An 18,472-nucleotide genomic window follows, 5' to 3' on the forward strand; every position below is an offset into this window, starting at 1 on the left:
CCGACCATGTCCGTGAGCGCCCGTACGGCCGCGCACCACCTGCACCGTGACCCGCTGCCGGCCACGCCGCGCCTGCCCCGGCTGCGCCACGGCATCCGATTCGTGAACCTGCCGGACGGCATCCAGTTCGACGGGGGGCCCGAACGCGAGGTTCTGCGGGGCCCGGCGACCCGGACCCTGCTGCCGCGCCTGCTTCCGCTGCTGGACGGGGCCCACGACGTGGCCGGGCTTGCCGAGGCGGTCGGCCGAGAGGTCGCACTGATCGAACGGGTGCTGGCTCTCCTCCATCTCCGCGGACTGCTGGAGGAGGGCAGTTCCGCACCCGTCGGCACGCCCTCGGCGCAGGCGCTGGCCAGGCTCGGCGCCACCACCTGGGTGGACTCTCACGCCGGGCGGACCATGGGCCGGCTGGCGACGGCCCGGGTGGTCCTGCACGGCCCCGCACCACAGCTGTCCGGACTGGCCGAAGCCCTGCGCGAAGCCGGTATGGGAACCGTGGTGACGGGACGTCAGGAACCTTGCCCGGCCGACCTGGCGGTGGTCCTGCTCGGGCCCCACGACCTCGCCGGGGACCAGGCGGAGCGGTTGTCCGAGGCGTACGCGCGCGACTCAGTGGCAGTGCTGCCCTGGTTCGTCGCGGGACCGGTCTCGGTGATCGGCCCGCTGCTGACACCCGAACTCGACCTGTGCCTGAGCTGTCTGCGCCTGGAACTGGGCAGCGCGGCCAACACCACGCCCCCCGGCGCCGCCGACCCCTGGACAGGGATCCACGGCGCCCTGGCCTGCCGTGAGGTCCTGGCCCTGCTCGCCCGTGTGCCACCCGCTCACTCCCCGGACGGTGCCACCCGCTACGACCTTGAGGCATGGACAACCGAACGGGCCATGCCCACCGCCGACCTGTCCTGTTCCACCTGCTATCCGCGGTCGGCCGCGGACGCACCCTCGGCCCCGGCAGCGGCGGACGCGCCCTCGGCCGCGGTAACCGACCGGCCCCCCGTTGCCGACCCGGTAACCGTCGCGGCCCGGTACCACCAGGCGATCAGCAAGCCGGCACTGCACCGGATCACTCCCAAGGCCCGTCTGCAGTCCCTGGACCCCCGCTTCCGGGACTGGGCCAAGGAGCGCCGCCAGTGGCCCAGCGCCGCCCTGGTTCCGCTGCCGGCCCTGCCCACTCCCGGCACCCCGTGGGGCCCCGCGCCCGACGCCGGTGCCTCGGCTGGCCCAGGGGCACCGGCGCTGGCCGACCTCGCGCTGCTGCTCGGCATGACCGCGGGCCCCCGCGGCCCCCGGGAGAACCTTGATTTCTGGGCCCCCAGCGGCGGCAACTTCGGCTCACCGTGCCTGTACCTGGCCGCATGGGGCATAGCCGGACTCGCCGATGGCGCCTACGGCTACGACGCACTGGCCCACTCCCTCGCCCGGCTCGCGGACCTGCCCGCCGTGGACTTCCTGACCGGCCCGCACACCTCGGGTGCCGTCCTGGCGATGACCGGTGACGTACCGCGGATCCAGCGCAAGTACGGCCCCTTCGCACTGCACCTCGCCTGCCTGGACGCAGGCGTGGCACTCACCCAGATCGAGACCGTCGCAGATCTGCTCGGACACCGGGTCACGCTGCATGACGACCTTCCGGCGCCGGACCTCGCAGCCCTCACCGACGCCTTCCTGATCGACACCGGCCGTGAACCCGTGACGGCGGTCCTGTCCCTGACTCGGACCACCGGCACCGGATCCGTACACCCCGAGGAGTCGTGATGGCAGACACCTTCCCGCTCCCGGCGACCGCGCAGCACCTGCTCGAAGACCTGCTCCGCGCCTACCAGGCCGGGCCTGCGGGCGAAGTCGGCCCTGTCCCGCGCCGTCTGCGCCCAGGCCTACCCGCCGACACCGCGGACTCGTACCCGCTGCCGCCCCCGGCACCCCCGCTCCGGTCCCCGCGGGCCGTGCTGGACGACCGCCGGACGGTACGGGACTTCGCCCCCACGCCCCTGCCGGGTACCGTCCTGGCCGCGGCGCTGACCGCGGCCCGGGAACACGATGCCCGCACGGCACCCGGCGAGACCCAGGCCGGCAACGGCCTGACGCCGGTCGTGGTCGTACGCCGCGCCACCGGTTTCGCCCCCGGGGTCTACGGCGCGGACCCGGCGGCCCTCAACGGGGCAGACCCCGCCCCCGACTCCCTCAACTCCCTCTACCGGTACGGGTCGCTCACACCCCAGGGATGGAACTGCCTCTTTTCCGGCCCGCAGTTCGCCAGCGCGCCCGTCCTGATCCTGATGGTCGGCAGCATCGGAGCGGCCTGGCACCGGCACGGCGCCCCCGGGCACCCGCGACTGCTGCGCAGGGCCGGATCCGCGGCGTACGCCGGCTGGCTGGCCGCGGCCCGGCGCGGGTACGGCGCGGCGATTCTGGGCGCCACGTTGCCCAGCCCCGAACTCTCCGCGACTGCCCGGCTGGACCCGCTGAGCCGCCGGCCCCTGGTCGCCCTGGCCCTCGGCACCGCCGCCCCGGACCCGCCACCGCGCGATCCGGCCACCGCTTCCGTCCGGCACTGACTGACGGATCACAGACCTGCGCCGCGCTACCGGCGGCGCAGCCCCCAAGACCTCTCAAGGAGGTGAACGACAATGAACGAAATGGCTAGCGACAGCACCTTCGAGACGGACGAGTTCCTGTACGCGGAGGTCCGCGAGGACAACACGATGTCCTACAGCAAGGGCAGCTCCAGCTGCGGCACCACGCCGCCGGTGGGCACCTGAGCAACACCTGTAGTTGCCGGCAGAAGGTGATCCCTCCTTCCGGCAGCGGGCCGTGACGCCGTGGCGCCACGGCGTCACGGCCCGCGCCAGTGCAGGCGACCGACGAAGAAGAGAGTTTGTTCCATGCGGCTTCCGGGCACCTTCGACACGATTCCGACGCTGACCGGGGACGGTATACGCCTGCGGGCGCCGCGCCAGGACGACTTGGCCGGTCTGGTCCGCGCGTTCAGTGACGACCGGGTCCGCCGCTTCATGCCGGTACCCCCCGACTACACGGCCGCCCACGCCCAGAGCTTCATCGACACGGCGCCGGACATGTGGCGTGGACAGCGCGCGGTCTTCGTGCTGGCGGACGAGACCAGCGACACCTTCATCGGTGAGGCGGAACTGCTGTCGGTGAACGAGCTCTACCAGAGCGCGGAGATCGCGTTCCTGCTCGACGCGCCTGCCCGACGCCTGCGCACGGCGGTGGCCGGCCTGCGCCTGGTCTGCCGGTTCGGCTTCGAGCAACTGGGACTGACCCGGATCGAGGCGTTCGCCGACTTCGAGAACAGCCCGGTCCACTACGCCGGACTGCGCGCGGGCTTCCGCCACGAGGGGACGGCCAGGGGAAAGCTCTCCGGCCCCGACGGACAGCGCAGGGACGCCGTGGTCGCGGCAGTGCTGCCCGAGGACCTGCAGAGTCCGTAGGACAGCGGCACGGTCCGGCTCCGGCACGGGGCCGCCTCGGACGCAGGCCGGCTCCGACGCAGGGAACGCGGGTACGTGGTGTCCGCCAGAGGAGAGCGGTACCCATGACCCATCCTGCCGTGGAGGCAGCCCAACTCACCAGGACGTACGGCGACTTCACCGCCGTCGACGCCTTCGACCTGACCGTTCCCGCCGGCACGGTGGTGTCCCTGCTCGGCCCCAACGGGGCCGGCAAGACAACGATCGTGCGCATGCTCGCCACCCTCATCCGGCCCACCGCCGGCTCCGCACGGGTGTGTGGCCACGACATCGCCGCCGAGCCGGCAGTGGTGCGTTCCATGATCAGCCTGACCGGACAGTTCACCGCGCTGGAGGACATCCTGACCGCGCGGGAGAACCTGCTGCTGATGGCGCGGCTGCGCGGTCACGGCAAGCGCGGGGCGGTCAAGGTCACCGACTGGCTCGTGGACCGTTTCGACCTCGGGGAGTTCCGCGACCAACACGTGAGGTCGCTCTCCGGCGGCCAGCGCCGCCGCGTCGACATCGCGGCAAGCCTTGTCGTCCAACCCCGCGTGCTGGTACTCGACGAGCCGACCACCGGCCTGGACCCCCGCAGCCGCCAGATCGTCTGGTCCACCGTCAGGGAACTGGTCGCCGAAGGCGTCACGCTACTGCTGACCACGCAGTACCTGGACGAGGCGGACGCCCTGTCGGACCAGATCGTCCTGCTCGAACACGGCCGGGCAACGGCAAGCGGGACCCCGGCCGAACTCAAGAACCGCGTCGGCCACCAGCGGGTCGACGTCACCACCACGGATGCCGACGGGTTCGCCCGGCTGCGGGAGGCCCTCGCACCCCGGTTCGCCCTCACCGACGTTCCGGAACGGCTGCTGCTCCAGGTACCCGCCCCGCGCGCGGCCGAGGACCTGGAGGCAGTCACCCGGGCCGTGCTGGAAAGCGGCGTGGGCGTCGATGAAATCGTCCTGCGCAGCCCGACCCTGGACGACGTCTTCCTGGCCCTGACCGGTCATCCGGCCAAGGACAGGACATGACCGCCCCTGCTGCGCGGCGCCCGGTCCCGCCCCGGCCGGTGACCCACCAGCGGATGCTCCTGCGCCGCTTCCGCACCTGGCGCTTCCTGCGCGAGAGTGCCCTGCTGGTCGCCCGTGGCCTGCGCACCGCCGCCCGGGTGCCCACCCGCATCAGCGGCGTCAGCCTCCAACCCATCCTCAACACCACCCTGTTCGTCAGTGTCTTCAGCAGCGTCATTCACATCCCCGGAACGCGCTACCAGGACTACCTGCTGCCCGGCCTGATCGCGCAGTCCATCGCCTTCGGCGGGATCAGCGCGGGAGTCGCGACCGCCACGGACTTCTCCCTAGGCGTCGTGGACCGGCTCACGTCCCTCCCGATCACCCGTCTCGCCGTCATCACCGCGCAGATCGTGGCCCAGATCATCGAGCAGATCGCCAGCATGACCGTCGTGGCCTGCCTCGGCCTCGCCCTCGGCTGGCACCCGCACCTGAACGCCGTCACCGGGTCCGGGCTGGTCGCGCTGCTGCTGCTCGGCCTGCTCGCCTTCACGACCTTCGGAGTACTCCTGGGCACGATCGTGCGCAACCCAACCGCCATCCAGGGCATCAGCTACGGCGTCGTGTTCCCGCTGGCGTTCCTCGGCGGCACCTACGTCCCCATCTCCGGAATGCAGGTGATCCCGCGCACGATCGCCGAGTACAACCCGATCGCCGTTCTGGTCGCCGCCGTCCGCCAGGTCGCCCAGGGCACGAAATCCAGCGGCAGCTGGCCACTTGAGCACCCGGTCATCTCCCTCGTCGCCTACTGCGCCGTCATCATCGCCGTCTGCCTCCCCCTGGCCGTAAAAAAGTTCAGCCCCGGCCTCTGAACCGAGGCCCCCGGCCTGGTCCCGGACGGGGGCCGGCTCCTCGATCACCGCGCCAAGCACGCCGAGTCGAGCGACCAGGCCGAACCGCGACAGCCGGCCGCACTCGCGCCGGCGTACGGCGACACTTCGCCTGTCTCTACCCTTCGTCGGCGAGCAGGGTGCGCCTTCGGGTGGCAGGGCGCGGCACAAGAAGCGCGCAAGTGGGCCCTGTCCAACCTCGCGGTGCTGAACGCGAGTTGGACAGTCCTGCGGAACGACGAAGCTCCTGGTACACGGGTTCCGGACCAAGATCACCTGTGTCCGCCAGGAGCTTCGTGTGCTTGTCTACCCGTCCTTGATTGAACTGTCGGGTCTTCCCCAAGGCCGGGTAGTTAGCGTTTTCGCAGGTCACGCAAGCCAGTTGTAGGGTTTCTGACGCAGGACAACTGAGCTCGTCGGTACAGGCAGTCGACCAAGACAGCTTGTATCCGAGGAGCTCCGGGAGCGCGGATACGAAGGCGGCGAGAGGGTCGTCAAGGAGTACGTGCGAAAGCTCCGCGAAGCCTGCCCCCACGACGATCCGCCCCGCAAGAATCCCTCGGTGAGGGACGTGACCAGCTGGATCACCCGGCACCTCGATCGTTTCAACGGCGACCAGGCCCAGCAGCTCAAAGCCGTCCAGGCCCGCTGCCCGGAGCTGGAGCAGATCGCCCAACACATCCGGGCATGCGCCGAGTTGACGAACAACCGGCAAGGCCGGCACCTCCACCAGCGGATCGACCGCGTCCAGGCCGACGGCCTGGACGCCCTGCACAGCTTCGTCAACGGCCTCGGCCAGGACCTCGACGCCGCCGTCGCCGGCCTCAGCCTGCGCTACTGCTCCGGCGCCGTCGAAGGCCACAACAACAAGATCATTCTGTGGAATCAGCAGTGTCAAGCCGTGTGCTTGTGCATCACGTCGAGGTAGTGCCGATCACGGTGCGGCACGTGGTTGTCCCGTCCCGGCAGGCCGAAGACCGCGCAGACGTCAGCGGGCTGGGTGAGGATGCTCGACTGCTCGCCGAATGTGAGAGTGGTGTTGACCGCATGCCGGCAGCCAGCGCCGTCGAGGGCGGCGACCAGCTCCTCTCGGAGGACGGTGGCCTCGAACGATTCGGAATCAGGCAGGACGAGCGGCGGAAGTTTGGCGGTCGAGCCGGGCCGGAGGTTGATCCAGATCCCGCTGACGGCCCGCTGGGTGATCACCAGCCCAAGTCCGTCCCAGGAGTACGGGTAGCCGTCGATATCGGGCCCCTTCATGATGTGGGCGGGGTGCGGGTGCCCCGGGCCGAGGAGGTTTTCAGCCTCAGCCAGGGACATTCCGCAGTTCAGGGGCCCGAGCCGGCCAGTGCGGGAGAAGCCGACGAGTACGTTCATCAAGGTCACGACAGTGACTGTGACACTCTCCCGAGCCACTTCGCACTCCGATATCAGCGCGATGCTGGGCCTGCGCTGCGCTGCCCTGCCGGACGGCGATGAGTGGCAGAAGGCGTGCGGTGGCCGGCACGTCAAGTTCGCGTGGTGTCGGGCCTGCGGGTGTCGGAGTGCCGGAATGTCGGCCAGACGGTCAAGCAGGTGGTCCACAGCTGCCTGGCCGTCGTCGACGGCCGCGCGTTCTTCGTCGGTGAGCGGGATCACGGCAGTCATTCTCTGCAAGTTGCCCTTGGCTTGGAGGAGTTGGGCTCTCGTGGAGTCCTTGGGGGTGTAGAAGTCGCAGCGTGCGCAGGCCATGCGGTGCCGGCACTGTTCGAAGAAGGTGTAGGTGCAGTAGCCGTGGCCGAGGTCGTAGTGCTGCCAGGGTTCGCCGGTCGCGGCGGCGCCGGAGGCGACCGCGTCCCGGTCGGACAGGGATGGTGCGGACGTTCCGTTCGAAGTAGCCTGCCTCGGAATACGCCTTGGCCAGAATGTTCGGGGTGATCTTCGAGTAGTGCTGGGTGGATTGCGGAGACCGGTGTCCGAGCCAGGCTTGCAGCTCGAACAGCGTCATCGGTTCCTTGGCGTTGTAGAGCTGGCTGGCGATGGTGGACCGGGCTCGGGAGCAATCGTCACGATCTGTGGATGGGGTGGGGATGACGCGGCGCGTTGCGCTGCGGCCGCGCCGAGGGGAGCGTCGCCACCCTGCTCACCGTGACCATCTCAGGAGAAGTCTGCTGCGGTGATGCCGTCGGGATGTCCGAACGGCCACTCGACCAGCTCGATCCGGTAACCGTCCGGGTCCGTGAGCCACGACGTCTTCGGGCCGTGAAGGCCGCCCGGATACTGGGCAGGCTCCGGCTCCAGACCGGCTTCGGCCAGCGTCTTCAGGGTGACAGTCAGCGTGTCCACCTGGATCGCGAGGTGGTCGATTCCGCTGCCCACGTCGACGCGTCCATCGGCGGGACGATGGACCAGTTCGAGCGAGGACGCCGGTTCGCCGGGGAACTTGAGGATCACGAGACGGTTCCCGTCGCCGGCCTCGACCCTGCCCAGCTCGGCGTAGCCCAAGGCGGTGTAGAAACGGAGCGAGCGGTCCAGGTCGGTGACGCGGTAGGAGACGAAGAGCGTTTTCATGCGGTCTCCCCGGGTCGGCGCACCCGGTAGCGGAGGTGCGTGACGTCTCGGTCCTCGAGCCGTCGGACGAGGTCGAGTTCGATGTGATCATCGCCGAGGTGGTCGAACAGTCGTCGGCCGTCCCCGAGGAGGACCTGCACCAGGTGGATCTCCATCTCGTCCATCTGCCCGGCTCGGAGAAGCGCTTGGGCCGCCTCCGCCCCATGGACCATGACCGGCCGGTCCCCGGCGGCGGCGCGAGCCTGACGGGCGCATTCTTCGACGTCGGTGACGAAACGCGCGTGGCCGGGTGGCACGTCCCCGTCATCCACCTGGTGGGTGAGGACGAGGATCGGCACGCCGTCGTGATGGTCGCCCTGCCAGCGCCCCGCGAGTTCGAAGGTCCGTCGGCCGGAAATCACCGCGCCGGTGGCCAGCGCTTCGCGGTAGACCTGGCCGCTCGGGCCGTCGGATTCCCGGTCGTCGAGCCAGTTGAAGAGCCGGCCGCCGTCGCGTCCGAGCTCCTGACCTGGCCGATCGCCTGGCCCGGCGATGTAGCCGTCGAGCGACATCGACATGTACAACCGAATCGGATTGTGCATCCTGGCCTCCATCTCTCCTCCATGACACCGGGACTCGCCGCTTCCTGATCCGCCGACGGGGCGGGCAGGTCACGAGGAAGACTTCAGTCAACTGGCAAACTCATCGGCCTGACGCGCCGACCCTGCTGCCCAGGACGGCGCGCGGGCGGGGGCGCGGGGGAGTTGCAGTCAAGATCTGTGGATGAATCGAGGTCGTTCAGGCTGCGTGGCTCTCGGGGCGTTCGACGAGGTGGCCGCGCTCGGAGCGGGCTCCGGTGCGGACGAGGGCGACGAGGTGGGGTGCGTTCACGGCTCGCCAGCGGGCCTGGGCGGACTCGACGAGCTTGAACACCATCGCCAGGGCGGCCGCGCGGGAGCCGGCCCCTTTGGTGACCTTGGTCCGCAGCCGGACGATCGCGAAGGTCGACTCGATCGGATTCGTGGTCCGCAGGTGGATCCAGTGCTCGGTCGGGAAGTCGTAGAACGCCAGCAGCTCAGCCGGCTACGGATGCAGCCTCGCGGCGGCCTCGGCGGGACTCGTCCTTGGCTGGGCAGCCCCCCCCGCAGGCCTGAGGTCAGCAGTCGCCGTAGAGCGCCGCGATGGCTGTCTCGCGGATCGCGGTTTCGGCGCTGTCCCAGGACCACCCGGCGTCGGCGACGAGGGTGCGCCAGCCGTGCGGGCCGAACCAGAGCCAGAGCAGGTCGGCGGTCTCCGCCGCCGCGTAGCGCGGGCGCGGTGTGAGGGTGTGCAGGTGGTGTGCCGTGTCGCTCATCGCCGCACGGGAGCTGCGGGTGGCCCGCTCCCACAGTGCCGCGCCGTCTTCGTGCACGGGCAGCGCCAGCCGGATCGCCTCGTGCACCGTGAACTGTGATTCGCTGCCGAAGCGGGTGCCCGCCGCCAGCGCCGCGAGGACGTCGCGCGGTGTACGCAGTTGCCGCAACTGCTCCATCGCCTCGTCGCAGCGACCCGCGACCACGCCCGCGTCGATGATGTGGTCCATGATCTCGCGCTTGCTGCCGACGCTCGCGAACACGGTCTTCGGCGAGACGCCCGCCGCGGCGGCGATGTCCGCGACCGTCACCAGCGCGTAGCCGCGCTGCCCGAACAACTCCGTCGCGGCCCGCAGGATCACCTCCCGCGTCTGCGCCGCCGCCTTCTCCCGCAGCGGGGAGGCGTAGGCGCGCTTGGTCGGCATGGCCGTCACTATACCTGCCGGACCTCCTGGATGTACTGTCGCCCTATTCAATAGGCTCTTGCTGGAGCTAATTCGGCGAGGCATCTCGTCCACTGACCCACAACCGCGGAGTTCTCATGGGCAGCAACGCCACCGACAGCGCGCATTCCCTCTTCAGGGTCATAGAGACCGGTGACCCGGCGCTCGCCGCGGACGTCGTCCACGCCGACTTCCACAACCGGGAGGCAGTCAACTCTCCCGCCGCCTGCGCGATCCCCGGACCGGCCGGGGTGCTCGCCTCCAGTGCCTGGATGCGTTCGGCGTTCACCGACCTGCGCTTCCCCGTCCTCGACACGGGCGTCGACGACGAGCGCGGACAAGTGTTCGCCCGGGTGCGCATGCAGGGGCGGCACACCGGACCGTTCGTGCTCTTCCACGACGGGGCGATGGAGAGGGTCATGCCGCCGACCGGCCGCGAGTTGGACTACGAGCAGATCCACGTACTGACCGTGCACGACGGGAAGGTGATCAGGCACGAGGCCGTCCGCGACGACATGACCATGCTCGGCCAGCTCGGCACCTTCCCGCCGACCCTTGCCCTCATCGCGCGGCTCGCCGGCTGGAAGCTCACCGGCCGCGACCGGCGCGCGGCGGCAGCCGTCTCAACGCGCGCGGCAGAGGCCGCGCAGGATGTAGAAGGCACGGGGACGGCGCGGTGAACCACTTCGGCATGACGCTGCGCGGCTGGCGCGAGCGCATGTCGCCGCAGGACAGCGGGCTGGAGGCCGGCGCGGAGCGGCGCATCCCTGGACTGCGCCGCGAAGAGCTGGCCCGTCTGGCAGGTATATCGGTCGACTACCTGGTGCTGCTGGAACAGGGCCGCGCTCGCAATCCCTCGGCCCAAGTGGTCACCGCGCTGGCACGCGCACTGCGTCTGGACCCGTCCGAGCGTGACCATCTGTATCGCTGCGCCAACCTCGCCCTGCCCTCCGCCGGGAACGTCTCCAGGCACATCCCCATGAGCGTGCAGCGACTGGTACACCGGTTGGGAGCGGTTCCCGCCGGGGTCTTCGCCGCTGACTGGACCATCATCGGCTGGAACAGGATGTGGACGGCCGCGGTCGGCGATCCCCGCACGTACGGCTGGGAGGCGCACAATCTCGTCGCCGGGATGTTCCAGACGAGAGCCAGCCGAGGCCGGGACCCGAATGCGGCATGGCCCGTTCGGACATGGAGAGGCAGTGATTCCGAGGCGGAGGACCTCGTCGCCGACCTGCGTGTGACAGCGACCGCCCATCCCCGCGATGCACGACTCTTCTCACTCGTCGAAGGCCTGCTTCGACGAGAACCGGCGTTCGCCCGACTGTGGTTCAACGGCACGGCCGGCCCCTGGGCCGGTGACCGTAAGACCATCGAACATCCAACGGTGGGTGCCATCACCATCGACGTCGACGTTCTGATGCCTGCCGGTACCAACCTCAGGATCCTCACGTGTACGACTGCGGCCGAGACCACCGACGCTGAGAAGATGGACGCTCTGCGTGCGGCCTGTCATCTGGAGGGAAAGGGGCTGGTCCGTCCCGCCCGAGGACTGTGACCCGGCTGGCGCCTGCCTCATCTGTCGGTCGAGTTCGGAGTGAACCGGCAGACACCGCGCAGGTGGGTGCGCCGTTCCGCGCAGGAGGACGCGACGGTCGGTGGGCTGAGGGCCCACGAGCCGGCACGGCTGCGCAACGTACGGATCCCGGCGGCCGGTAACCAGGCGACTTCTCGGGCGGTGACGCGGGCCGCGCGCAGCAGGCTGACACGGGCGCGAGGGTGTGGCCGGTGCCGCTCGCGTCGCTGAACCAGACGGCTTTGTCGCCGGGCGCGACGTCGTCGACGCTGAGGATGTGCGGGCTGCGGCGCAACGCTTCGGCGATGCGGACGATGTCGTGGTCGGCATCGATCTGCGAGGTGGTGGCCGTCTCGTAGCGCCGTGTCGTGTCGGCGAACAGGGTGTCGGGGCGGTCCTGGCTGTCGAGGTCCGCGTTGTCGAGCCGCGCGTGGGTGAACCAGTCGACGTGCACCTGCTGCTCAAGGGTGTAGACGGCGAATCCGCCTGCGCCGCCGCTGGCGAGGTCGGCGCTGGGGGTGAGGCCGGCGCTCTCCAGGTCGAACTGCACCCGCAGCGCGAGCACTTCCGGTGTGGTCACAGTGCGCCTTCCGCACGGTGCGGGGCGTCAGCCGTGGCGTACGGGTCGGGCAGCGGAGTCGCCTGCACCCATCCCGCCGCCGTCGGCGACCAGTAGGCCATGTTCGCGGTGGCGTGGCACGTCACGGGCTCGGTTTCGCCGTCCAGGAGCACGCGCAGGTACTGCCCAGCGGTGTCGACGATCTCGCCCTCCCGGTCCTCATGGCGGACCCGGCCGCCGATCGCGGCGCGGACACCGAGGCGCTCCGACATCCGGTAGTAGGTGTTGATGTGGTCCAGTTGGCCGGCCTGGCGGGCCCGGGTGAGGACGACATCGTCGCGGTCGTCGTGTGACTGAGCACGCCAGTCGGAGAGTTGAGCAAACCCATGGGCAACGGTGGCTGCCCATAAGGGCAAGGTCGTTGCGCCAGGGAGCAGCATCCACGCAAGGCGGTTTCACGCTGCGGTTGGGCATGGTGGAGTTCCCGGCAAGACAAGGAGAGGTCCTCACCGATGCGCTACGACGACAAGGCCCGCACGTCCCCTCAGTCTCCGGCGCGGTCGCCGCTGAAGCCGGTGGAGTCCCGGACGACAGCGGCGGCCGGTTTGTCCGGGGACCTGATGGCTTTGCAGCGCAGTATCGGCAATGCCGCCGTGGTGCAGTTGCTGGCTGCTCAGCAAGCCGAGGAGGAGCACCAGCACCGCGAGGGCTGCGGGCACCAGCCGGTACAGCGTTCCGCTGCCGAAGAGGTCCTGCGTTCGGCCGGCCGCCCGCTCGAATCCGCCAAACGTACGGAGATGGAAGCCCGGCTGGGGGCCGACTTCTCCGATGTCACGGTGCACACCGACGCCGTAGCACAGCGTTCGACCGCCGAACTCGGCGCACGGGCCTGGACCTCGGGCAACCATGTCGTCATAGGCAAGGACGGCGGTGACGATCACACACTGGCTCATGAACTCACGCACGTGATCCAGCAGCGCTCGGGCCCGGTCGACGGAACTGTCGCAGGCGACGGCCTCAAGGTCAGCGATCCCGGCGACCGCTTCGAGAAGGCGGCCGAGGCCAACGCCTCACGGGCCATGTCGCAGCTCGTCCCCGCTGTGCAGCGGGCGAAGCCGGAGGCGACAACCAGGTCGTCCAGCGCGGAGACCTCCGTGCAACGGGTCCGCTACGAGACCTCGAAAACGCAGCGTGACCCGGACAGCGACAACTACGACTCGGACGACGACAACTTCGACACGTTGATCAAGGACCTGACTCTTCCCACGGACTACGCGACCGTGGCAAGCATGGTTGCGGAGGGATCGGAGCACGGGGTCTACCTCTGGCGCGGCACCAACCTGGCCACCGCCAACAGCATGGCGAGCAAGGGAAGCGCGGGGGGAAGGACAGCAGACCCGAGAGTCAGTGCGCCGAGCAGCGCGAGCAGCCGATCTCAGGTGGGACACGGCGGCCAGCTGCCGGAGTTCACCACGAGCACGGGGGTGGCCGAAGGCTTCAGCTTCCGGAACGCGCTGGTCGTCGTCTATGTCGCCGCGAAGTATCTCTCCAAGGGCAGCTCCAGCGAGGACGGCTGGATCGCGGACCCCAAGGCACCGCTTACTGTGGTGGACATCGTCGACCGCACACGCCAGCAGAGTTCCGGCCGACGCGCCGCGAACGCGTCCTGAATCAGCCGTCTCCTCTGCCCGTGCGACGGAGCCCCAGCCGGGGCACACCACACGGGCCGGTCGTCAGGCGAGGCCGAGCGCAGCCAGCGTGCTCAGAGACAGTCCCATGGAGACGGCGAAGGCGCCTCCCACGGAGAGGATGGCCTCGGCCGTGGAGGCGCCGGTGGCCACGATTGTGAATCCTCCACCCCGTAAACGGCGTGGCTTCTCGCTATGCCTGGTTGGCGTCGCGACGGACCAGCCCGGCCCGCAGGACATTGGTTGCTCCGACGACGTCGGCGTGCGCGGTGTGGCCGCAGGCAACGCAGTGGAACTTTTCCTGTGTGGGCCGGTTCTCCTTCGTGGTGTGCCCGCATTCGGGACACTGGCGGGAGGTGTTGCGGGGGTCCACGCCGATCACTTCCCGTCCGGCGCTTTCAGTCTTGGCGTGCAGGATCGTCAGGAACATCCCCCAACCGGCGTCAGCTATCGAGCGGTTGAGCCCGGCCTTCGCGGCGGCCCCGTTGGGCAGAAACCCGCCTGGTGTCCCGGGGCCGGGCTTGGGAGGCGGGGGCGTTGCTCATGTTGCGGATCTTGAGGCCTTCGTGCGCGATGAAGTCGTGCGCGCGGACCAGGTTGAGCGCCACCTTGTGCGCGTGGTCCAGGCGCTGGCGCCGCGCCTTGCCGTGATCCCGCCAGCCTTCTCCACGGCCCGCTGGTGGTTACCCGCACGGTCCTTGGCCTTGCGGCGCGGGAACCGGCTCAACGCCTGCTGCGCGGCTTCGAGCTTCGCGGCGGCCTTACGGGCGTGGCGGGGATTGGCGAAGTGCTCGCCGTTGGAGGTGGTGAGGTACGAGGCGATCCCGAGGTCGATGCCGACCAGGCTGCCCGTTGGCGGGAGCGGGGCGGGATTCCCAGAGCCCCGTTTTCCTTGGTGCAGGCGCGTACCGCCGCGTACAACGTCCGGTCGTCAGCCTCCCGGACGGCGTGGATCAAGCCGCGCAAACCGCCTGCCATGGGGGACTGGGCAAGCAGGTCGACGCCGACGAGAGCGGCTTCGCGGTGCGCGGCGCGTCGGTGCCCGATCGTCTCGGTGTTGTCAGGCGAGGCGGCCTCGTATGCCTCCATCAGTTCCTCGAATCCGACGTCGGCACCTCCGGAGCACTATCGGGGCGCCCGGGTCCATCAGGGCCTGCTGGAGGATGTTGGACACCGAGCGGGACGGCGGCAGGTCGAACTCGGCCTCGGGCGCGCCCGCGCGCAGAGTCCCGTCGAAGTCCCTCCGGGAACCGTGCCGGTCCTTGAGTATCGCGGCCGCCATCTCCTGACGGGCCTCGAACGCGTCGTGTGAGTCACCCTCGGGGACCTGGCCGAAGTCGACACCTGCCCGCCGGAAGGGCCGCTATATGGCGTCAACCACCGCTTCCCGCAGCCGCGCCGCAGTCGCCAGGGTGTTGTCGATCACCCAGAAGATCCACCCTATCCAGCTGATACTGCGCCCGGGCCTGGAGGTGTCCGCCAGGCACGCGGTCCGGTGCACGATCTCCGGCCGGAGCTCCCCGGCGTCGGGCTCGGTCCAGTCCGCGGCCCGGTGCGAGCAGGCGGCATGCGGCTGAGACGGTCTGTTCGTCGGTGAGGGGAGTCCGGGGCCGGTGGTCCCGGCCTCCGCCCTGTTGTGCGGCTGCTTGTCACCGCTCGCCGACGAGCGCTTCACCCGGTCAACCCCGCCAGTAGATCTCGCAAGTGAGTGAATATCGCGCACAGAGGCATGACTCTTCCTCAAATTCCTTAGTGAATTTTGATATTGTGGGGGTTGATTTGATGTTCTGGGAGGGTGAGTGAGTCAGAAGCCGTCGGCTGAGACCGCGATGACCGCGACCGAGGCCCGTACGGAGCTTTTCGCTCTGGTGAAACGTGCCGAGGAGGACGGGGTCTCGACGCTGATCAGCAAGCGGGATGATCGTGCTCTGCTGGTGCCGCTGGCGCGGTTTCCGGCAGCCCGGCAGCCCGGGGTGTTCCCGTCCCACGTCCTGAGTGCGGCGCAGAAAGACCTCGGTGATCTCATCACGCGGGCGGCTCAGGGCCAGCCGCAGGTGCTCCGACGGAACACCACGCCCGTCGCAGTACTGCTCCCCGCCGACACCGGCTCGGGTGCCGTCTCGTCCGACATGGCTGCGCACCCGGGCGCGGCGTCCGCAGGAGGTGCGGTGAACAGTGAAGGCAATCAGGACCGCGGCAGCGCGCCGCGCAGGCTCGCCAGGCTGGGTGACGCCGTGGGGGCCGTGCTCGCTTCCGGCCCCGCTGGAGGCGCCACGTTCGGGCTGGCCGGGCTGGATGCCGCGACGGGCGGTCTGCAGCCGGGCCGGCTGACGCTCGTGGCGGCTGCCCCGAACGTCGGCGGAAGTCTGCTGGGACTGGCTGCCGCGCGGCAGAGTGCGCTCGTGGACCGTCGTACGGTCCTGTACGCGGCGTCGGGACCCAACCGGGACGACATCTTCCGCCGGATCGTCTCGGCGGAGACCGGGGGCGACTATCCGCGTCTGAAGCAGGGGCGCCTCACCGAGCACGAGCAGGAGGTCGCCCACGAGTTGGTGCAGGCGGGCGACCTGCTGATGATCGACGACGGGAGCGATCTGAGCGCAGAGGACATCGCGGAGACCGCCCCGCACATGGAGGGTCTGGCCCTGGTGGTCGTGGACCGCCTCCAGGCCGTCCGCAGCGCGAGGCTGCCGTTGTCCGGTGACCGTCTTCCGGACGCCTCCCAGGTCCTGGCCTCTCTCGCGCGCACCCTGGACGTACCGGTCCTCGCCATCGTCGACAGCGACGACCCCGCCCTCCTGGGACTCCTGGACGCCGACATCACGCTGACGCTCACGCCGACCGAGGACCCTGCCAGGGTCCAGGTGACGGTCGCCGAGCGCGACCTCGGCGCGATCGGCTCGGCGTACCTGAGCCCCGACCTGCTGCACGCCCGCTTCCTCGACGCCGGCAGCACCCCCACCGTCCCTACGGCCGGAGACCAACCCCCGCGGCCTCCGGGCAGTGCCGTGGAACGGGAGTTGGCCGAAGCGGCGCTTCCTTACACGTCCGGCGCCAGGCAGGGACTGCCCGCTGCCGTCACTCATGTACTGGCCGCGCTGCGCACCGCACTCACGAACGGCGACCAGGATGCCCTGGACGAACTCGGGCCGTCGCTCGCCGAGATCGCTGCGGCACCGCCCCAGCTGCCGGACACCGACGAGGGACGTCGCCTCGCCACTGCGCTGAACGCCTGCAACACCATCACGCCCGCCGACGCCACCGAGCAGTCCGACATCGCCGTTCAGCCCACCGGGGGCAGCAGCGGGCACGGCCCGAACGACGAAGACGACGCAGAAGAAGCAGTGGAACTTCAGCCGGGAGACGAGAAGGACGAGCCGGACAATGCGCCCTTCCCCGGCCTGAAGATCCTCAAGGCCTCGATCGACCGTTCGAAGATGCACCCGATCCGCGTCATCCGCACCGAGGAGCGGGAGAGCGGGCCGTGGCCGCTGATCAGCGAGCACATGGACGGCGAGCCCCGCTGGTTTCACCCCGACATCACCGCCACCCGGGTTCCCCACATCCGGCCGAACGGGAAGCGCGTGCGCCGCTACAAGCTCGACGTGCCGCCCGACTCCTTCGGTGACGGCATCCTGTGCCTGATCGACCGCAACGGCAGCTTCCCCTCCGCCTGTTCGGCTGTTCCCCTCGCCCCGAACAAGCTCCTTCACACCGGCCCGCTCGCCGCGTTCGACAAGAGCCAGGCCGGCATCTACCTCATCGACATCCCGCAGTGGGACCGCACCGACATGCCGCATCCGCTGGGGCGAATCGCCACGATGCCCGACGAAGAGGGCCGGGTGTGGGTCACGACCCCGCACATCAAGTTGCTCGAAAGGCTCGTCCGCGACCGCCACATCACCAAGATGCCGACCATCCACGACTCCTGGACGGGGAAGGCCAACGAGTCGCTGTTCAAGCCGTTCTACGAGGCCACCCGGAAGGCGCGTACCGAGCTCGTCCAGGCCGGCGGGGAGTCCTACACGGCGTACAAGACCCGGTTGTCCATCGCACTGCGCCTGCTGTGGCCCAAGCGCGAGGAACAGAAGTCCCCGTTCTGGCGGCCGGACTGGCGCATGAGCATGGTCGCCGAGGCAGCTGTCCGCCACTGGACGGTCGCGTTCAAGGCCGTCCTGGAAGGACACACGCTCGTGGCGTTGCGCAGCGTCGACCAGGCCATCTTCTGGACTCCGCCCGACACTCCGCCCGACACGTACCGGATCGGCGCCGGCTTTGGTGAAGTGAAGCGCAAGTTCGTCGAGTCCGGTGAGATCATTCCGGAAGGTGACGACTGATGGCCGGCCCCACAGGCCGCGGTGACTCCCTGGGCGCCGCTCTCAACGACCTGCTGCGCTCCCAGGTCACCCCCCGCCACCGGCTGTCGTCGTACACCGCCAAGCACTGGCACGCCCAGCTCAGCCAGCTCACTGCAACCCACCGCGGCTACCAGGCCTTGGACGATGCCGGCCTCGACGTGACCGTCAAGACACTGGTGAACTGGCTGTCCGATCCCGAGTACAACGTCCGTCGCAGCTACCGCGACCTCATCCACACCGCCTACGAGAACGTCGCGATCGTCCCCGCCGACCCGATCCCGGACCACATCAAGCGGGGCCAGTACGAGATCAGCGGCGTCGTCAGGACCGGGAACGACGAACGCACGCGCGGCACCCGGGACGCCGCGCCGCTGCGGATCGACGGCACCCGCGGCAACTGGGAGGAGATCGAGGAGCTCTGGCTCGCCGGCGAACTCACGGACGACGAGTTCGAGGACCGCTTCGTCGACGACGTCATCGTGGAGGACATCGGCGAAGGCACCGACGGATGGGAATTCCCCGGCGCCTCGTACTCCGTCGAAGTCAGGTAGCAGCGCGCACGAGAGGCGGCTCGATACGTCGTCACCAGCCGGCCAG

At 69.6% G+C, this 18,472-nt stretch carries 18 protein-coding genes and 2 pseudogenes; 13 read left to right on the forward strand and 7 right to left on the reverse strand.

Translation table 11 applies throughout. The annotated features are described in order from the left end of the window. Positions 1-6 precede the first annotated feature (6 nt). From OG714_RS51445 to OG714_RS51475, 7 genes are all read left to right on the forward strand, one after another. Entirely contained in the window at positions 7-1,755 is a 1,749-nt protein-coding gene (locus OG714_RS51445) for a hypothetical protein (RefSeq protein WP_406131388.1), read from the forward strand. Continuing rightward, positions 1,755-2,555 carry a nitroreductase family protein gene (locus OG714_RS51450; protein ID WP_406131389.1) on the forward strand — a complete coding sequence of 267 codons (801 nt, stop codon included), beginning with the start codon at positions 1,755-1,757 and terminating at the stop codon, positions 2,553-2,555. The genes OG714_RS51445 and OG714_RS51450 overlap by 1 nt, the downstream gene beginning before the upstream one ends. 72 nt (positions 2,556-2,627) lie before the next feature. Then, entirely contained in the window at positions 2,628-2,759 is a 132-nt protein-coding gene (locus OG714_RS51455; protein ID WP_406131390.1) for a hypothetical protein, read from the forward strand. A 123-nt stretch (positions 2,760-2,882) separates the two neighbouring features. Next, complete coding sequence (locus OG714_RS51460) at positions 2,883-3,449, forward strand: GNAT family N-acetyltransferase (protein WP_406131391.1); 567 nt, start codon at positions 2,883-2,885, stop codon at positions 3,447-3,449. Between the two features lie 104 nt (positions 3,450-3,553). Then, entirely contained in the window at positions 3,554-4,501 is a 948-nt protein-coding gene (locus tag OG714_RS51465) for an ATP-binding cassette domain-containing protein (protein WP_406131392.1), read from the forward strand. Further along, positions 4,498-5,352: an ABC transporter permease gene (locus OG714_RS51470; RefSeq protein WP_406131393.1), complete on the forward strand. Its 855-nt coding sequence runs from the start codon at positions 4,498-4,500 to the stop codon at positions 5,350-5,352. Before OG714_RS51465 ends, OG714_RS51470 begins: the two co-directional genes overlap by 4 nt. Positions 5,353-5,932: 580 nt before the next feature. Continuing rightward, positions 5,933-6,298 (forward strand): hypothetical protein, encoded by a 366-nt coding sequence (locus tag OG714_RS51475; RefSeq protein WP_406131394.1) that lies wholly within the window; start codon positions 5,933-5,935, stop codon positions 6,296-6,298. Here OG714_RS51475 and OG714_RS51480 read toward each other — a convergent pair. The 5 genes and pseudogenes from OG714_RS51480 to OG714_RS51500 all read right to left on the reverse strand — a co-directional run bounded on the left by OG714_RS51480 (position 6,265) and on the right by OG714_RS51500 (position 9,676). Further along, positions 6,265-6,756 carry a hypothetical protein gene (locus OG714_RS51480; RefSeq protein WP_406132226.1) on the reverse strand — a complete coding sequence of 164 codons (492 nt, stop codon included), beginning with the start codon at positions 6,754-6,756 and terminating at the stop codon, positions 6,265-6,267. The two genes, OG714_RS51475 and OG714_RS51480, sit on opposite strands and share 34 nt — an antisense overlap. A gap of 750 nt (positions 6,757-7,506) precedes the next feature. After that, positions 7,507-7,920 (reverse strand): VOC family protein, encoded by a 414-nt coding sequence (locus tag OG714_RS51485; RefSeq protein ID WP_406131395.1) that lies wholly within the window; start codon positions 7,918-7,920, stop codon positions 7,507-7,509. Next, positions 7,917-8,501, reverse strand: a complete 585-nt coding sequence (locus OG714_RS51490; RefSeq protein ID WP_406132227.1) for a dihydrofolate reductase family protein — start codon at positions 8,499-8,501, stop codon at positions 7,917-7,919. Before OG714_RS51490 ends, OG714_RS51485 begins: the two co-directional genes overlap by 4 nt. 196 nt (positions 8,502-8,697) lie before the next feature. Continuing rightward, a pseudogene (locus OG714_RS51495) lies at positions 8,698-8,973 on the reverse strand (transposase); the annotation flags it as partial. Between the two features lie 82 nt (positions 8,974-9,055). After that, the gene (locus tag OG714_RS51500) at positions 9,056-9,676 is read right to left on the reverse strand and encodes a TetR/AcrR family transcriptional regulator (RefSeq protein WP_406131396.1); all 621 of its coding nucleotides are present in this window, start codon (positions 9,674-9,676) and stop codon (positions 9,056-9,058) included. A gap of 116 nt (positions 9,677-9,792) precedes the next feature. Between OG714_RS51500 and OG714_RS51505 the strand changes: the two genes are divergently transcribed. The 3 genes from OG714_RS51505 to OG714_RS51515 all read left to right on the forward strand — a co-directional run bounded on the left by OG714_RS51505 (position 9,793) and on the right by OG714_RS51515 (position 11,629). Beyond that, a complete protein-coding gene (locus OG714_RS51505; protein ID WP_406131397.1) occupies positions 9,793-10,374 on the forward strand; it encodes an ester cyclase in 582 nt (193 codons plus the stop codon). Between the two features lie 11 nt (positions 10,375-10,385). Further along, positions 10,386-11,252 (forward strand): helix-turn-helix domain-containing protein, encoded by an 867-nt coding sequence (locus OG714_RS51510; RefSeq protein WP_406131398.1) that lies wholly within the window; start codon positions 10,386-10,388, stop codon positions 11,250-11,252. A gap of 230 nt (positions 11,253-11,482) precedes the next feature. Next, positions 11,483-11,629 carry a hypothetical protein gene (locus OG714_RS51515; RefSeq protein WP_406131399.1) on the forward strand — a complete coding sequence of 49 codons (147 nt, stop codon included), beginning with the start codon at positions 11,483-11,485 and terminating at the stop codon, positions 11,627-11,629. Positions 11,630-11,846: 217 nt separating this feature from the next. On the opposite strand, the gene OG714_RS51520 is transcribed toward OG714_RS51515, so the two are convergent. After that, a complete protein-coding gene (locus tag OG714_RS51520) occupies positions 11,847-12,245 on the reverse strand; it encodes a hypothetical protein (RefSeq protein ID WP_406131400.1) in 399 nt (132 codons plus the stop codon). Positions 12,246-12,341: 96 nt separating this feature from the next. On the opposite strand from OG714_RS51520, the gene OG714_RS51525 reads away from it, so the two are divergent. Continuing rightward, on the forward strand, positions 12,342-13,499 hold the full coding sequence (locus tag OG714_RS51525; RefSeq protein WP_406131401.1) for a DUF4765 family protein: 1,158 nt from the start codon (positions 12,342-12,344) through the stop codon (positions 13,497-13,499). Between the two features lie 211 nt (positions 13,500-13,710). Here OG714_RS51525 and OG714_RS51530 read toward each other — a convergent pair. Next, positions 13,711-14,388, reverse strand: a pseudogene (locus OG714_RS51530) (RNA-guided endonuclease InsQ/TnpB family protein); the annotation flags it as partial. A 958-nt stretch (positions 14,389-15,346) separates the two neighbouring features. Here OG714_RS51530 and OG714_RS51535 point away from each other — a divergent pair. Together OG714_RS51535 and OG714_RS51540 are read left to right on the forward strand one after the other, a co-directional pair. Beyond that, positions 15,347-17,854, forward strand: coding sequence for a DnaB-like helicase C-terminal domain-containing protein (locus tag OG714_RS51535; protein WP_406132228.1), 2,508 nt, complete (start codon positions 15,347-15,349; stop codon positions 17,852-17,854). Next, on the forward strand, positions 17,854-18,426 hold the full coding sequence (locus tag OG714_RS51540) for a hypothetical protein (RefSeq protein WP_406131402.1): 573 nt from the start codon (positions 17,854-17,856) through the stop codon (positions 18,424-18,426). Before OG714_RS51535 ends, OG714_RS51540 begins: the two co-directional genes overlap by 1 nt. The last annotated feature ends 46 nt before the right edge of the window (positions 18,427-18,472 follow it).

This window comes from Streptomyces sp. NBC_00989 (assembly GCF_045162655.1).
Taxonomy (GTDB): Bacteria; Actinomycetota; Actinomycetes; order Streptomycetales; family Streptomycetaceae; genus Streptomyces.

What these genes read in the sequence shown, in the direction of transcription:
- OG714_RS51540 (WP_406131402.1), top strand. Translation starts at nt 17,854, where the DNA reads ATGGCCGGCCCCACAGGCCGCGGTGACTCCCTGGGCGCCGCTCTCAAC.
- OG714_RS51490 (WP_406132227.1), bottom strand. Translation starts at nt 8,501, where the DNA reads ATGCACAATCCGATTCGGTTGTACATGTCGATGTCGCTCGACGGCTAC.
- OG714_RS51535 (WP_406132228.1), top strand. Translation starts at nt 15,347, where the DNA reads ATGACCGCGACCGAGGCCCGTACGGAGCTTTTCGCTCTGGTGAAACGT.
- OG714_RS51525 (WP_406131401.1), top strand. Translation starts at nt 12,342, where the DNA reads ATGCGCTACGACGACAAGGCCCGCACGTCCCCTCAGTCTCCGGCGCGG.
- OG714_RS51470 (WP_406131393.1), top strand. Translation starts at nt 4,498, where the DNA reads ATGACCGCCCCTGCTGCGCGGCGCCCGGTCCCGCCCCGGCCGGTGACC.
- OG714_RS51485 (WP_406131395.1), bottom strand. Translation starts at nt 7,920, where the DNA reads ATGAAAACGCTCTTCGTCTCCTACCGCGTCACCGACCTGGACCGCTCG.
- OG714_RS51450 (WP_406131389.1), top strand. Translation starts at nt 1,755, where the DNA reads ATGGCAGACACCTTCCCGCTCCCGGCGACCGCGCAGCACCTGCTCGAA.
- OG714_RS51510 (WP_406131398.1), top strand. Translation starts at nt 10,386, where the DNA reads ATGACGCTGCGCGGCTGGCGCGAGCGCATGTCGCCGCAGGACAGCGGG.
- OG714_RS51500 (WP_406131396.1), bottom strand. Translation starts at nt 9,676, where the DNA reads ATGCCGACCAAGCGCGCCTACGCCTCCCCGCTGCGGGAGAAGGCGGCG.
- OG714_RS51445 (WP_406131388.1), top strand. Translation starts at nt 7, where the DNA reads ATGTCCGTGAGCGCCCGTACGGCCGCGCACCACCTGCACCGTGACCCG.
- OG714_RS51465 (WP_406131392.1), top strand. Translation starts at nt 3,554, where the DNA reads ATGACCCATCCTGCCGTGGAGGCAGCCCAACTCACCAGGACGTACGGC.
- OG714_RS51505 (WP_406131397.1), top strand. Translation starts at nt 9,793, where the DNA reads ATGGGCAGCAACGCCACCGACAGCGCGCATTCCCTCTTCAGGGTCATA.
- OG714_RS51455 (WP_406131390.1), top strand. Translation starts at nt 2,628, where the DNA reads ATGAACGAAATGGCTAGCGACAGCACCTTCGAGACGGACGAGTTCCTG.
- OG714_RS51460 (WP_406131391.1), top strand. Translation starts at nt 2,883, where the DNA reads ATGCGGCTTCCGGGCACCTTCGACACGATTCCGACGCTGACCGGGGAC.